Source organism: Pseudodesulfovibrio sp. zrk46, from assembly GCF_012516435.1.
Classification (GTDB): domain Bacteria; phylum Desulfobacterota; class Desulfovibrionia; order Desulfovibrionales; family Desulfovibrionaceae; genus Pseudodesulfovibrio.
This window is the reverse complement of sequence record NZ_CP051216.1, coordinates 1,727,353-1,741,487: the sequence shown is the minus strand read 5'-3', so window position 1 is coordinate 1,741,487 and position 14,135 is coordinate 1,727,353. Positions and strand designations below refer to the sequence as shown.

General features: G+C 57.0%; 12 protein-coding genes. 6 read left to right on the top strand and 6 right to left on the bottom strand.

Features of this window, described 5'->3' with window-relative positions:
- Positions 1 to 2: 2 nt before the first annotated feature.
- From HFN16_RS07920 to HFN16_RS07910, 3 genes are all read left to right on the top strand, one after another.
- Complete coding sequence (locus tag HFN16_RS07920; RefSeq protein ID WP_168890243.1) at positions 3 to 2,747, top strand: hypothetical protein; 2,745 nt, start codon at positions 3 to 5, stop codon at positions 2,745 to 2,747.
- Positions 2,748 to 2,846: 99 nt separating this feature from the next.
- The gene (locus HFN16_RS07915) at positions 2,847 to 3,806 is read left to right on the top strand and encodes a transporter substrate-binding domain-containing protein (protein ID WP_168890242.1); all 960 of its coding nucleotides are present in this window, start codon (positions 2,847 to 2,849) and stop codon (positions 3,804 to 3,806) included.
- A 12-nt stretch (positions 3,807 to 3,818) separates the two neighbouring features.
- The gene (locus HFN16_RS07910; RefSeq protein WP_168890241.1) at positions 3,819 to 4,739 is read left to right on the top strand and encodes a transporter substrate-binding domain-containing protein; all 921 of its coding nucleotides are present in this window, start codon (positions 3,819 to 3,821) and stop codon (positions 4,737 to 4,739) included.
- Between the two features lie 65 nt (positions 4,740 to 4,804).
- Here HFN16_RS07910 and HFN16_RS07905 read toward each other — a convergent pair whose 3' ends face one another.
- Positions 4,805 to 5,371, bottom strand: a complete 567-nt coding sequence (locus tag HFN16_RS07905) for a calcium-binding protein (RefSeq protein ID WP_168890240.1) — start codon at positions 5,369 to 5,371, stop codon at positions 4,805 to 4,807.
- A gap of 204 nt (positions 5,372 to 5,575) precedes the next feature.
- Between HFN16_RS07905 and umuD the strand changes: the two genes are divergently transcribed.
- Positions 5,576 to 6,052, top strand: a complete 477-nt coding sequence (gene umuD, locus HFN16_RS07900; RefSeq protein ID WP_247648478.1) for a translesion error-prone DNA polymerase V autoproteolytic subunit — start codon at positions 5,576 to 5,578, stop codon at positions 6,050 to 6,052.
- A 68-nt stretch (positions 6,053 to 6,120) separates the two neighbouring features.
- A complete protein-coding gene (locus tag HFN16_RS07895) occupies positions 6,121 to 7,398 on the top strand; it encodes a Y-family DNA polymerase (protein ID WP_168890239.1) in 1,278 nt (425 codons plus the stop codon).
- A 216-nt stretch (positions 7,399 to 7,614) separates the two neighbouring features.
- Here HFN16_RS07895 and HFN16_RS07890 read toward each other — a convergent pair whose 3' ends face one another.
- The 5 genes from HFN16_RS07890 to HFN16_RS07870 form a co-directional block, all read right to left on the bottom strand.
- Complete coding sequence (locus HFN16_RS07890; RefSeq protein ID WP_168890238.1) at positions 7,615 to 9,126, bottom strand: tetratricopeptide repeat protein; 1,512 nt, start codon at positions 9,124 to 9,126, stop codon at positions 7,615 to 7,617.
- Between the two features lie 168 nt (positions 9,127 to 9,294).
- Positions 9,295 to 10,635 (bottom strand): tetratricopeptide repeat protein, encoded by a 1,341-nt coding sequence (locus tag HFN16_RS07885; RefSeq protein WP_168890237.1) that lies wholly within the window; start codon positions 10,633 to 10,635, stop codon positions 9,295 to 9,297.
- 179 nt (positions 10,636 to 10,814) lie between these two features.
- Positions 10,815 to 11,567 carry an MBL fold metallo-hydrolase gene (locus HFN16_RS07880; protein ID WP_168890236.1) on the bottom strand — a complete coding sequence of 251 codons (753 nt, stop codon included), beginning with the start codon at positions 11,565 to 11,567 and terminating at the stop codon, positions 10,815 to 10,817.
- Positions 11,568 to 11,641: 74 nt separating this feature from the next.
- Positions 11,642 to 12,253 (bottom strand): SprT family zinc-dependent metalloprotease, encoded by a 612-nt coding sequence (locus HFN16_RS07875; RefSeq protein ID WP_247648477.1) that lies wholly within the window; start codon positions 12,251 to 12,253, stop codon positions 11,642 to 11,644.
- A 98-nt stretch (positions 12,254 to 12,351) separates the two neighbouring features.
- Positions 12,352 to 12,780 (bottom strand): DUF523 domain-containing protein, encoded by a 429-nt coding sequence (locus tag HFN16_RS07870; RefSeq protein ID WP_168890234.1) that lies wholly within the window; start codon positions 12,778 to 12,780, stop codon positions 12,352 to 12,354.
- A 188-nt stretch (positions 12,781 to 12,968) separates the two neighbouring features.
- On the opposite strand from HFN16_RS07870, the gene HFN16_RS07865 reads away from it, so the two are divergent.
- On the top strand, positions 12,969 to 14,126 hold the full coding sequence (locus tag HFN16_RS07865) for an MFS transporter (protein ID WP_168890233.1): 1,158 nt from the start codon (positions 12,969 to 12,971) through the stop codon (positions 14,124 to 14,126).
- The last annotated feature ends 9 nt before the right edge of the window (positions 14,127 to 14,135 follow it).

Below are 14,135 nucleotides of genomic sequence, written 5' to 3'. Positions count from 1 at the left end.
CCATGTTCAGCCCCATTACAGTCCTCACTATTCTGCTGTCCTACTTCCTGGTGCTTTTCCTGCTTGCACAATGGGTTGAGGGTCGCTCATCTCTGAGCAAGCGTGTCGCCGGCAGCCCGATGGTCTATGGGCTGTCGCTGGCAGTCTATGCCACCTCATGGACATTCTACGGCAGCGTGGGCAAGGCTGTAACCTCGGGTATGCTCTTCACCACCGTCTATATCGGGCCGACCCTGATGATCATCCTGTGGTGGCAGATCATGCGGCGCATGGTGCGCATCAAGCACCGCTACCGCATCACCTCCATCGCGGACTTCATCTCCGCCCGCTATGACCGGTCGCCCATGCTGGCAGCCATGGCTGCGTGTGCGGCCCTGCTCGGCATCACTCCGTATATTGCACTGCAGCTACGGTCGGTGGTAGCCACCTTTTCCATCATCGTGGGCGACACAGGGCAGACCCACTCATGGCTGCAGGACCTGATCGGGCCCGTGGCCGTGTTCCTCATGACCACCTTCACCATCATTTTCGGTGTGCGCCGCCTCGACCCCACGGAGCGCCATCAAGGCATGATTACTGCCGTGGCCGTGCAATCCGTCATCAAGCTGTTCGCTTTTCTGGCGTGCGGCGTGTTCGTCACCTTCACCGTCCATTCTGGCTTTGAGGATATGATCCGCAACACGCGCGCCATGGGTATCCCCATCGACGAGGTAATCTCCCTGTCCGGGCCGACCGAGTCGCCCTATTCGACATGGGCCACCTACCTGATACTCTCCATGTCCGCCATCATGTTCCTGCCCCGGCAGTTCCATGTCACAGTGGTGGAGAACAGCGACGAGAGGCACCTCACCTCGGCCATGTGGATACTTCCCCTGTATCTGCTGCTCATTTCCGTGTTCGTCATCCCCATCGCCCTGGAAGGCGTTCGCATCGGTTTCCCCTCCACATGGGCAGATACCTTCGTACTCCGGCTCCCCATGTGGCATGACAAGCCGTGGCTGACCATGTTCGTCTACATAGGCGGTGTGTCCGCTGCCGTCTCCATGGTCATGATCTCCTCCATGACCCTCTCCACCATGATGGTGAACCACATCCTGCTGCCGGTCATCCGGACCATCCCTATCCTTGAACCGCTCAGACGCCGCCTGCTCACCCTCAGATGGCTAAGCGTGGTGGTGGTCATCCTTACCGGATACTGGTTCGAGAGCATGGCAGTCGAGCGGTTCCTGCTGGTGAACATGGGCATGATCTCCTTTGCGGCCGCGCTCCAGTTCGGGCCAAGCATCCTCGGCGGCCTGTTCTGGCAACGAGGCAACAAGACCGGCGCACTGGCAGGCCTCATGGCAGGCTTCTCCATCTGGCTCTACACACTGGTTCTCCCGACCCTCAGCCCTCGAAGCGTGACCGTACAGGCAATTGTCAAGGACGGCCTCTTCGGTCTGGAGTATCTCCGCCCCGAAGGGCTGCTCGGCATGACGGTACTCGACCCTCTCTCACAGGGCGTGTTCTGGTCCATGCTTCTCAACATTTCCCTGTATGTGGGATTTTCGCTCATGACCCGCCAAACTTCCACAGAAGTGGCGTTGGCACAGGACTTCGTCCACATCATGAACAAGGAAAGCGAAAGTTCCAAGCAGGACGATAAGCCCACCATCAACTTGATGGCCAAGGCCTCCAGCATCATCGACACCCTGACCCGTTACGTGCCGGAATCCGACGCCAAGCTGATGTTCGCCAACAGCCTTGATCGAACCGGCTTACAGAGACGGCAAATGGTCTCGCTGACCGAGTTGACCGAACTCCTCAGCGAAGTGGAAAAGAGTCTCGCCGGAGCCGTCGGTGCGGCCGAAGCACACATGGCTGTCGTGAGCACTGAAGTCTACACCGAGGAAGAGCGCGAGAAGCTGTCCAACATGTATGCGAACATCCTTGCGGACCTGAAGCTCACCCCGGGAGAACTCAAGAAGCGTGTGGACTATTACCGGGAACGGGAAGCCATGATGTCGGAACAGGCCGATGAATTGAAGCGACGGGCGTGGTCACGCTTTCAGGAAGTGAAGACCCTGCACGAAGAGTTGAAGACCCTGTCCCTGTGCCTCGCCCATCACCTGCGTCTGCCCCTGCATAATATTGACGATATGATCACGGACTTCAACGAGCAACGCGGGGAAGAGTTGAGCGAAGAAAGTCGTGAACAGCTCGAAAGAATCCGACAGACAGCCGAAGGGCTGGAACGACGCATCGACGATCTTTTGGACCTCACAGCGCTGGCGACACGGCCTCTGGAACGAACCGAAGTGGACCTGAGCGCCATGGCACTGGACGTCGTCGAGGCGCTGCACGCCCACATGCCTGAGCCACACGTTAACGCGTACATCGCTCCCCATCTCAAGGCCAACGCCGACGTTGAGATGGCGCGGATGATCATGGGAACCCTGCTGGGCAACGCATGGACATGCAGCCAGGAACAGGCGCAGCCCAGCATAGCCTTCCAGACCGAGGTCAGGGAAGGCGCAACGTGGTTCATGGTGAGGGACAATGGTGCCCCCTTTGACACTACGTCCAAGCAGACTCCCATCTGCACCTTGTCCCGACTGGATCAAGACAAGTTCTCTGAAACAAGTCTCGACATGACCATCGTTGCCCGGGCCATACGACGACACGGCGGCAAGATCATGACCGAGCAAGGGCCCGAAGGCGAAGCGGCCTTCTTCTTTACCTTGGAAGAAGAGTCGGATGTAGAATAAGGCCAAAGCCGGAACACATATTACACGGCGTCAGGAAGAGAGAAAAACGACACGGATAAACATATTTTTATTCAACGGTTAGAATGACCGGGAAGAGACATGATCGGAACGTCTGGATACATCCGCAACCACCACTGGCCCCTGCTGTTACTGACAGCATGGTTCATGGCGTTTGCCGCATATTCGACCCCGGCCATGGCACAGAACGGCAAGAAAGATGTCACCCACCTTTTCTCCCAGACAGGCCTGTTACTCGGACTGACCACGGAAGAAAAACTCTACCTCGGCAACAAGAACGAAGTGACCTTTGCCTGTGACCCATCATGGGCGCCATTTGAATTCGTCGATAACGAAGAGCGATACTCCGGTATGGGAGCGGATTACCTCAAGCTCATCAGCCAACGCATTGGCATCCCGTTCCGCAGGATTCCCACCAAGAACTGGACTGAAAGTCTGAAGCTGGCACGAGACGGGAAATGCGACGTCCTCCCCATTTTGAACAAGACGCCCGAGCGATCACAGTATCTCCTTTTTACCTCCCCCTACTTCACCTCCAGCTACGTAGTCATCGGCAAAGGAGGCCAGTGGCTCAGCAACGGCATGTCAGACATGCGCGGCAAGACCATGGCGCTGGTCCGGGGCTACAAGATGGATGAGGATATTCGCCGGGACTTCCCCTCTATCAAGGTCAAACACGTAGACACCATGGAACAGGCCCTCTTCATGGTAAGTGAAGGCAATGCCTACGCCACCATCTCCACCACTCTCGAATCCGCCCACCTCATCCGCAAAAACCAGCTGAAAGACCTTCGGGTCATCGCCCACACCGAATTTTTCAACGAGCCACGCATGGGTATCCGGAAGGATGACCATATTCTGGCGACCATCATGCGCAAGGCAATACGCTCCATCACCAATACGGAAAAGGAAGTCATCTCTTCCAAATGGGTTGCCGAAGACCTGCAGGTCGAAAGCAACAATCCCCTCGTCATCAGGCTGGTTCTGGTCCTGCTGGTGTGCCTGACAGGCGTTTATCTGGCATACAAGAAACTTCGGTAACCAAGAGAGATCATGCGCACTTCGACCCTCGACCATAAAACCATGCTCGCATCCCTGACCACTGTTGCATTGATTGTGGTCCTTACTTTCGTGGATATTGCCATGGCCGTCGCACCGTCCATCGAATTGACGTCGGAGGAGCAGGCGTATCTAGACAAAAAGGGAGAGCTGACCCTGGCGGCGGATCCGGTATGGCCGCCATATGAATTTCTGGATGCGAAAGGAGAATACAAAGGCATCGGCGCCGACATCATCGCCCTGCTGTCCAAACGACTGGGCGTTCCCTTTTCCGTGATCCGGACAAAAAGCTGGGTGGAAACGCTGGCCGTTGCCAAGGCCGGCACCTGCGACATCCTCCCCATACTCAACACCACGCCGGAACGCGCACGGTTTCTTGACTTCACCAGTCCCTACTTTCACTCCCAGATAGTGCTCATCGGCAAGGAAGATGTATGGTTGGAAAACGGGCTATCTGATATCCCGAGCCAGGTCATTGCCGTGGTAGACGGCCACAAATCACAGGAATTGATGCATCAGGACCATCCCGGCATCGCCACCTACAAGGCCCAATCGACCATGGAAGCGCTCATCGCACTTGATAAGGATAAGGCATACGCCCTGCTCGCTTCCTTAGAAGAAGCGTCCTACCTGATCAAGGAGAACCAAATGTCTGACCTGCGGGTCATCGGACACACGCCGTATTCCAACGCCCTGCGCATAGGTGTCCGCAAGGACGACGCCATACTGCTTTCCATCATGCAGAAAGGTATTGAATCGCTCACCAAAACGGAGATTGAAGACATCCGCCACAAGTGGATCACCGAAGACGACCACCCCCTCTCCTCAGAAGACAGTCGCCTGCTGATCATGGTTACGGGCATACTGGCAGCTTTGATCGCAGGGATTCTGCTCTTCCGAAAATCGCGCAACTAGCGCTAAAACGACAAAACGGCAGGAACACAGGTCCCTGCCGTTTTCTATTTCCGTGATGGTATCGCCTAGTGGCCTTTCTTCCACTTTTCCCATTCGCTCATGGTCAGCTTGCCGTCATTGTCACGGTCTGCCTCTTTGATGATGCGCTCGGCATTGAGCGGATAGTACGTGGTGATCTCGGACTGGATGATGGTCTTGTCACCGTCCTTGTCGATCTCAACGAATCCGGCGGAGAAATGGACACGCTCCAGCTCCAGAATGATGGTCTTGGCCGTTGCGCCGCTCTCCAGATAGTTGATGGTCATCTTTTCCTTGCCGGTCAGGTAGCCAAAGGCATAGCCCCTGTCGCCCTCACCAAAGTAGATACGGCCATCCTTGTCAAAGATGCCGGCCACCACTTCGCGTTGCAGGATCTTCTTGTCATTGAACCACATTTTGTAGCCGCGGAACTGACGGCCCTCCTGCACATTGATGACCATGGCAGCCTCCTGTGTCACCAGCCCATCGATGGAGTGGATATAGGACGTACCCTGCCAGGTGCCGCGAAGTTCCGGAACCTCTTCAGCCAGAGCCGTGGAGGCCACAGCCATAACAGCCAGTGCTGCCAGTACGAAAATCAATGTACGTTTCATCTATCTCTCCTGATTATTATGGTCATTTCAATAGTCCCCCCGCCTGGCGCAGTTGGAATCATCAAACCGTGCATGAAATGATCTATGTTTGCAAGTGAGGTGCGTTCTTTTGCTCGCCCTACAACCGTATCAGCACAAGAAAGGTTTACATACTTTTGTTTTATTTTGATTGACAATCGTTCTCGTTTTTTAGAAAAATGTTTTATGAAGATTGACTCTACTTTTGATGTCACAGATGAATCGCCCATGGGTGAGGCGCGCTGGGTTGGGGCCATAAGTCGCCCTGCTGCGCCGCGTCGTCACATTCCTCTTGCCTGGGGATCGGTGGCTGCCGGTTTTCCCTCGCCCGCCGAGGAGTACCTGGAGAAGCCGCTGGACCTGAATGACTATGTCGCGCCCCGGCCCGAGGCGACCTATTTCGTGCGCGTGTCCGGCGATTCCATGATCGGGGCCGGGATTCATCACGACGACATTCTGGTAGTGGATCGGTCCCAATCTCCGCGGCCCGGCAACGTCGTCATCGCGCTTGTGGATGGCGAGTTCACCGTAAAAAGGCTCACACGAACCGAGGACGGGTTGGCGTTGTCACCGGAGAATCCCGAGTACAGTGTCATTCATCTCACTCCCGAGACCGAATTCGAGGTCTGGGGTGTGGTTCGGCATGTGGTGCACAAGGTGTAAGGGGAAAGGCAGGTAAGGATGCGCCTTTGGCGCGGGGCTATTCCTTGTCTTTGTCCGAGGTCGTTTTCATGAAATCTTACGCTCTGATCGACTGCAACAACTTCTATGCTTCGTGCGAGCGGGCCTTTCGGCCGGAGTTGCGAGACACGCCTATTGTGGTGTTGTCCAACAACGACGGCTGCATCATTGCCCGGTCAGCCGAGGCCAAGGCGTTGGGCGTCGGTATGGGCACCCCCTATTTCAAGTGCAAAGGTCAGTTGGAGCGGCTGGGTGTGGAGGTCTTTTCGTCCAACTACGCCCTCTACGGCGATCTTTCGGCGCGGGTCATGCGGGTGATCGGCCGATTCGCGCCCGCGGTGGAAATCTATTCCATCGACGAGGCCTTCGCCGATCTGTCCGGCATACAGGGCGGGGCCACGCAATTCGCCCGGCGGTTGCGTGCCACGGTAGAGGCGTGGACCGGCATCCCCGTATCCATCGGCATCGGCCCCACCAAGACGCTCGCCAAGCTGGCCAACCGCTTCGCCAAGAAGCAACCTCGCTGCCGGGGCGTTTTTGATCTGACCGACAGCCCGGCTCCCGATCTGGTGCTCAAGTGGACCGAGATCAATGATATCTGGGGTATCGGACGCCGCCACGCCAAACGCCTACGCAAAGAAGGGATCACCAACGCTCTGGCCTTCCGCGATCTCAAGCGGGAGTGGGTCAAAAAGAAGATGACCGTCACCGGTCTCCACACGCTTTTGGAGTTGCGCGGCTTACCCTGTTTCGACTTCGCCCAAGGCCCGGTGCCCAAGAAGACCATTGTCTCGTCCCGCTCTTTCGGCCAGCCCGTCACCCAGCGCGACCACATGCTCGAAGCCACGGCCCAGTATGCCACCCGCGCCGCCGAGAAGCTGCGCAAGCAGAATTCCGTGGCATCCCACGTACTCGTATATTTGGAAACCAACCGATTCCGAACCATGGAGCGGCAATACAACAACACCGCCTCCATGCCGCTTGCCGTGAGCACCGCCCACTCGCCGACCATCATCAAGGCCGCCCTTTCCGGCATGAAACGCATTTATCGCGAAGGCTATTCCTACAAGAAGTGCGGCGTGATGTTATCCGGTTTGGAGCCTGTCAACGGTCGTTGGCTCAGTCTGCTCGACTTGCCGCCCGACGCCCACGATCGCAACGCGCCCATCATGGAAGCCGTCGATCTCTGCAATCGCCGCTGGGGACGCGATACGGTAAAATTCGCGGCCTCGGGCCTCGGCAACGGGCCATGGAAAATGCGACGAGAGATGCGATCGCCCCGGTACACCACCGTGTGGGAAGAGTTGATGGAAGTGAAAGCTGACTGAAGAGAAGGGGAAGTCGGCCTGTGGCCTCCATTGTCGGGTGATTTCGTCTCCGACGGCCAAAGGGCTATAACCCTTTGGAAACCCATTCTGCGCCTTTGGCGCAATAACACTTCGCGCCGGAGGCGCATAAGCGGGATGCAAGGGCGCGAGTCCTTGCCCGCCGGAGGCGAAATCATCCGATAAATTCCGCCGAAGGCGGCTTCCTATTCCTCTTCACTAAAAATTAAGCTCCACCGACCCACCGGAGCGCTTGCCGGACTTGCGTGACTTTCTTGACTTGGTTGACTTGGAGGCCTTGCGGCTGGACCCGCCACCGACGAGGGCGTCCATGTCGTAGGCACCACCAGAAGAGGCGCTTTCCTTCTTCTCCCGTTCTGCACGCTTGTACTGTGGCGGGATACGATCCCGGGCATCCTTGAGACGCTTGCGGGCGGTGCGGTTCTCGGGATCAATCTCAAGCACATGCTCAAAAAACGGCTCGGCGTCCTGATACTGGCGCAAATCGAGATAGAGCGAGCCTATGTTGAGAGCCGCCCCCACACTACCGCGATAGAACTCACGATTCATGTCCATGGCGCGCTCGAAACACTGGACCGCCTTCATTCGTTCGTTACCTTCCCAATAGGCAAGCCCCATATTGTAGTGCACGACCGGATCATCGGTCACGATCTCAAGGGCCTTCTCGTAGACCTGCACAGCCTCCTGCCACTTGCCTTCGCCACGCAGGATAATGCCCAGTCGGTTGAAATGCACCAGATCGTCACGGCCCAGAACACGCTTGTTGTCGATGACGCGGTTCAGATACTTCACCGCCAGATTGGGAGCCACGCCCGAAACGGCGTCCACGATGCGCTCGGTCAAATCGCTCACCATGGACAGGGTCTCCTGCTCGGCCATCTCCACGCCGCGATCCATGTAGGCTTCGGCCTCCTCGGGCTCGTTACGCTTGAGATGCTGCTCGGCGATGTCGATCTTCCGCTCGGGGTTGAGGGGACTGATCTCGTCCAGCATCTTCATGTAGCTGAGGGCGCGCTCGTCCTCCATCTCCCTGAAGGCCGTGGCCAGCTTGATAAGCGGCGCCATGAAGATGGGCTTGGCTTCGTGGGCGGCCATGTACGATTGCACCGCCTGATCGGTCTCGCCGATACCCATGAGGGCATCGCCACGCATGGCCAGACCGCGTGCACTGCTCGGCTTGAGCAGCAGGATACGATCCGTCAATTCCAGGGCCTCGTCGTATTCTTCATTCCTGAGTAATCGGGCGCACTTCTTCATCCGCTTCTGCAATTCGCTCGATGGACGAATCACCCCGGCCAGTTCCTGAATGACCTTATCGGCGGAGGCGGGCTTTACCAGCACGCGGCCGACACCCAACTCAAACAGATACGCCACGGTCTCGGGCGTAGCCTGCCAGGTCAGAAGCAGCAGCCGGATATTAGGACATTCTTTCTTGAGTGAAATAATGAAATCAGTGGTGGGGCGATCATTCAGCATCCGCTCGACCAGCAGCACGGCAGGGACATTGTTGTCCCGCAGTTCGATACACTTGTTCAACGTCTCCCGCGGCGACGAAAAGGAGTAGAGGGCATCGCCCTTGATACCCAGATCACGGGAAACAACTCCCCGCAACGAACGGGCGAACACCGTGTCATCAGACAGGAGCACCAGAACGCCTTCTTCTTCCGCCAGAAAACGTAAGACAATGTTGTCATACTTATGGCTGACCATACGCCTCCCCCCTCGCAGCAACAACCGCAGAGACAGTCCTACCTGTCTCCTATGATAGGCGATACGGAGAGAAACGGTCAAGGTGAGGCCCGCGCCACCGACAAGTCTGGGGAATTCAAGACATAAAAAAAGCGGCGCCGGTAAACCGACGCCGCTTTGATGCGTGCTTTAGGCCACGACCTTCTTCAAGCTTTCAATCTTGCGCTGGGCAACTTTGTTATCCGGGTTGAGCTTGAGAGCGTTCTCGTAGAACTGAAGGGCCTGATCATGCTCCTTGAGGTCGGTGAATACCGTACCAAGGTTCATGGAGGCGACTTCACTGAGCTTGTAGAACTCAGGGTTAATCTCAAGGGCGCGGCGGAAGCAGTTGGCAGCTTCGCGCTTCTCCTTACCGTCGAAGTAAGCCATGCCCATGTTGTAGTGGAGCCCTTCGTCATCGGGAGAGATCGTCAGGGCGCGGGTGTAGTTCTGGATGGCTTCCTTCCACTTGCCCTGACTGCGGAATGCAATGCCGAGCTTGTTGAAGAGGGAGATATCGTCCTTGGTCAGGCTGCTGCCCTTGGTCTCGATGACCTTCATCAGATACTTTTCCGACATCTGGGGCGAGTTCTGGCCCACGGCTTCGGAGATCTGCTGCGCCACATTACTGACGAGGCTCATAGCCTCCTTGGTCGCGACATCAATGGCCTGATCGAAATACTTCTCTGCCAACTGCAGGTTGTTACGCTTGACGTGCACCTTGCCGATGGAGGTCTTGCGTTCTGTATTCAGCGGGCTCAGGCGATCGAGCTTGTTCAGGTATTCAAGCTGCTTCTCGTCATCCACACCTTCATAGGCGGCGGCGAGCTTCTTGAGAGGTTCAAGATACAGGCGGGAACTCTCGTGAGCCCGCATGTAGCTGGCAACAGCGTCCTCGTGCTTTCCGTCACGGAGGAACACGTCTCCTCGAAGCATCAGACCTGCCGGGCTGTCGGGCTTGATGGAGAGAATCTTGTCACTGACCTCAAGGGCTTCCTTGAGCTTGCCAGCGGCCAGGAATCGCTTGCCGATAGACATGTATTCGCTGAGCTTGCCCTGCGGCTTGAGGGTGAACGCCATCTTTTCAATGATGTTGTTCATGGACGCGGGCTTGGAGATGACGTTGTTGACGCCGATTTCATAGAAGTAGGCGATATTCTCACGTTTGGTCTCGCCGACCAGCACGATGATGCGCAGGTCGGGAAGCAATTGCTTGAGCGTAATGATGGTGTCGGTGCTGGGATGATCGTTGATCATGCGCTCGACAAAAACCACGCACTCGATCTTGTTCTTCTGGCACTCCTGAATCTTCTTCAGGCCGGGCTGGATATTTTCAAAGGCCCAGAGGCAGTCCCGGCGCGAACCAAGAATTTTATGGATGGTGCTCGAAAGCAGCTTCTTGAACATATGATCTTCACTGAGCAGCACGGCCACACCATTCTGCTTCCCGAAGAAATCATACAGTATTGAATCGTATTTTTTATCCGCCATTGTTATTCCCTTGCGGGCCGGTTCATGTTTACTCGGACGGCTCCGCCATTGTGATTTCGAGTTGTATAAATATGTCATGGTCTGCTTTGAAGTGAAACCCTATTATAATCTGAAAAGGTCCACTCAAAGCACGGGATTCAGCCCTGTGTACAGACTGAATGTTACAACTTCATGTTTCTTTACAATTCTAAACAATCCCCCGATTCCGGCACGACAGCAGTCATGTCGACAGCCGCCTCGCATCGTTGGAGAATCTCGTTCATCCGGTCATGACGCACATTTCGTCGGATATGTACCAACGCCAAAGTGTCGGCTCCAGCCTGTCTCGCAAAGTCGATGGACGAATCCACGGTCCCGTGCCCGGCAGTCTTCGGCTCAAGGGTAAACGACTCATGAACCACCAGACCGCACCCCTTTGCGAGGGCCCGGGTCTCTTCGGTAGGCTTACCATCGCTTGAGTAGAAAAAGGAGCTCCCGCCACTGTCCACACGTATGGACAGGCACCGCACGGGATGATCGTTGACGGCAAAGGAAAGTTGCATATCGCCAATCGAAACGGGCGAACCCGGTACGCACTCTACGAACACAAGACCGAATTGCGCCTTACGCATAGTACCTACGTACGCCATCTCCATCAGGTCACAAATTCGTTGCTCTACACCCGGCTGTCCCAGAATCGTCAGCGGCTTGGTGCGCCCGTCCTCAATGGACCGGACAAGCAGTGCCGGGATGCCGAAATAATGATCTCCATGAAAGTGCGAAATATAGAGGGCATCCAGCTCAAGAGGACGCCTGGCGACACTCCAGAAGGCAGAAGCCGCGGTAAACCCGCAGTCGATCAGCAGGGAGGTTTTTTCGGTTTCCGCCAGCAGGCTCGTATTCGCCAGTCGCTCGTCAAAGGCTTCGCCCACTCCGGCAAATGTCACGCGCATTGCCACCTCCTTTTTGAGATCGGTTGAGAATGACTATCTTCATCAATTAGGCTTTGGCAAGCAGGAATTTCACCTTACCCAAACCATGCCGGAACGTATTTGCCGCCACGGGAAAGCTCCCGCTCCAATCGCTCGTACTCCGGCTCATGCCTGGCGACCAGCGCCCAGTACCGTGGGGAATGGTTCAAGTGCCTGGTATGACAGAGTTCATGGAGCAGCAAATGGTCAGCCAGTTCTATGGGCAGAAAGAGCAGCTTGGCATTGACGCTGATGGTTCCCTTGCCCGAGCAACTCCCCCACCGGGTCTTTTGACGACGCACACGCAGCGCCTCGTAAGGCAGGTTCAGCCCCTTGCTGATGCGATCCAGACGCGGCAGCAGAAATTCACGCGCCTTGCGCGCCGTGAATCGGCGCAATGCGTCCAGCAATACTGCTTCGTCTTCACGGGGACCGCCCACCATCAGGCGAGGCCCGTTCTCTGTAATCGAGACACGGCCCGGACGGTCCAGATAACTGACCGCATAGCTACGCCCCATGGCGAGAAAATCAATGGTGTCCGGCAACTCGGGGGGCAGCCCCGAGAGGTCGCGTCCCTCGGCCAGCATGCGGTCGCGGGTGCGTTCGATCCAGCGCCGCTTGTCGTCCAGTATGCCGGGCACGAGCCGGGCGTCGAACCGCTTGGGCACGACCACCTCCAGCCCCCTGCCGGGGACGAGCTTGACCAGCACGCGCCGGGCACGCGGGTGCGGCTTGATGGTCAAAGGCAGCCCGCAGAACTCGGTCATCAGTCTTCCAGCTCCTGTTCAGTACGCACCGAGATACCATTCTCCTTCAACAGGGCCGCGAAAAAGCCGTCACCGGGGATGCGGGTGGAGGAAAAGGAGCCGTCATAAATCTCGCCGGAACCACAGGAGGGAGAGCGCGCCTTGAGAATGGCCTCGGTACACCCAGCCAGTTGCGCCAGCCGCAATCCTTCTTCGGCACCGCGCTGGAACTGCTCGGTCTTGTCCTCGCCCTCATCATTGATGACACGTCCGTCCGCGATCTCGCACGGTGAGCGCGGAGTGGACAGGCCGCCGAAGACCTCCGGGCAGAAGGGAATGGCACGGCCCTGGCGGACGAGTTCCACCACAGGCTGGAAGGGCTCGATGTCCCCGTTGTATCGACAATAGATTCCGGCCAGACAGGCGCTGACAATAATAGGCTTGCTCATCCGGGCATTCTATCCTTGATCTTTCCCATTTCAAAGCCCTATTGTTACGCCCTTCCCGCGCCGAAGGCGCATACACGGGATGCAAGGGTGCGAACCCTTGCCCGCCGGAGGCGAAATCACCCGACATCGCCGCCAACGGCGGCACCCCTATCTGACTCTTTACTCGCCGATGTCGGTCGAAGACGATAATGCCGGAAATGCTCAAACAGCGTAGAATGTATATTTTCCTGCTGGTGCTCGTGGTGGGCGCCCATGTGGGATTTCAGGGATGGCGCACCCTGCTGAACAACTTTGCCGTGGAAGTAGGCGGCCTGTCCGGCCTGGACATCGGCGTGGTGCAATCCGTGCGCGAGATCCCCGGCTTCCTCGCCCTGCTGGCCCTATATGTCATCCTGATCATCAAGGAACACCGGCTGGCGGCCCTGAGCGTGGCCGTGCTCGGACTGGGCGTGGCCCTGACCGGGCTGTTTCCTTCCACCACAGGGCTGGTCATCACCACCCTGATCATGAGCTTCGGGTTCCACTACTTCGAGACCATGAACCAGTCCCTGACCCTGCAATATTTCTCGCACAGTGAAGCCCCGCTGGTCATGGGACGGCTGCGCAGCGTGTCAGCCCTGACCAACATCACGGTGGGCGGTTTCATCTATGTGATGGCCAAGGCCATGGGCTACACCGAGATGTTCGCCCTGCTCGGCGCAGTGGCCGTCGCCGCAGGCCTGTGGGCGTGGACCCAGGACCCGTCCAGCACAGACATGCCCATGCAGCACAAGAAGATGCAGTTCAAAGGACGCTACTGGCTCTACTACGTGCTCACCTTCCTGAGCGGCGCACGGCGACAGATTTTCGTGGCCTTTGCCGTGTTCCTGTTGGTGCAGAAATTTGACTACACCATCCAGCACATCACCATCCTCTTCGTGGTGAACAACGTGCTCAACTACTTCATCAATCCCCTCATCGGCAAAGGCGTGAACCGCTTTGGCGAACGAGCCGTGCTGAGCATGGAATACGGGATGCTGACCCTCGTCTTTCTGGGCTATGCCTACACCGAGTCCGCATGGCTGGCCGGGGCGCTGTATGTGGTGGACAACATCTTTTTCAATTTCTCCATGGGCATCAAGACCTTCTACCAGAAGATCGCGGACAAGCAGGATATCGCCTCGGGCATGGCTGTCGGCTTCACCGTGAACCACATCGCGGCCGTATTCATTCCGGCACTGGGCGGATTGGCCTGGATGGTGGATTACCGCTCCGTATTTCTGGCCGCCGTGGGGCTCTCCCTGTTCTCCCTCGCGCTGGTCCAATGCATCCCGTGGCAGTTGAAAAAGGCGCAATACAATAGTTGACTTGGGGCA

Bases quoted from the DNA above. Each gene is read 5' to 3' on its own strand.
- HFN16_RS07890 (WP_168890238.1), bottom strand. From the start codon at position 9,126: ATGGTCAGCCATAAGTATGACAACATTGTCTTACGTTTTCTGGCGGAA.
- HFN16_RS07880 (WP_168890236.1), bottom strand. From the start codon at position 11,567: ATGCGCGTGACATTTGCCGGAGTGGGCGAAGCCTTTGACGAGCGACTG.
- HFN16_RS07885 (WP_168890237.1), bottom strand. From the start codon at position 10,635: ATGGCGGATAAAAAATACGATTCAATACTGTATGATTTCTTCGGGAAG.
- HFN16_RS07910 (WP_168890241.1), top strand. From the start codon at position 3,819: ATGCGCACTTCGACCCTCGACCATAAAACCATGCTCGCATCCCTGACC.
- HFN16_RS07915 (WP_168890242.1), top strand. From the start codon at position 2,847: ATGATCGGAACGTCTGGATACATCCGCAACCACCACTGGCCCCTGCTG.
- HFN16_RS07865 (WP_168890233.1), top strand. From the start codon at position 12,969: ATGCCGGAAATGCTCAAACAGCGTAGAATGTATATTTTCCTGCTGGTG.
- HFN16_RS07870 (WP_168890234.1), bottom strand. From the start codon at position 12,780: ATGAGCAAGCCTATTATTGTCAGCGCCTGTCTGGCCGGAATCTATTGT.
- HFN16_RS07905 (WP_168890240.1), bottom strand. From the start codon at position 5,371: ATGAAACGTACATTGATTTTCGTACTGGCAGCACTGGCTGTTATGGCT.
- umuD (WP_247648478.1), top strand. From the start codon at position 5,576: ATGAAGATTGACTCTACTTTTGATGTCACAGATGAATCGCCCATGGGT.
- HFN16_RS07920 (WP_168890243.1), top strand. From the start codon at position 3: ATGTTCAGCCCCATTACAGTCCTCACTATTCTGCTGTCCTACTTCCTG.
- HFN16_RS07895 (WP_168890239.1), top strand. From the start codon at position 6,121: ATGAAATCTTACGCTCTGATCGACTGCAACAACTTCTATGCTTCGTGC.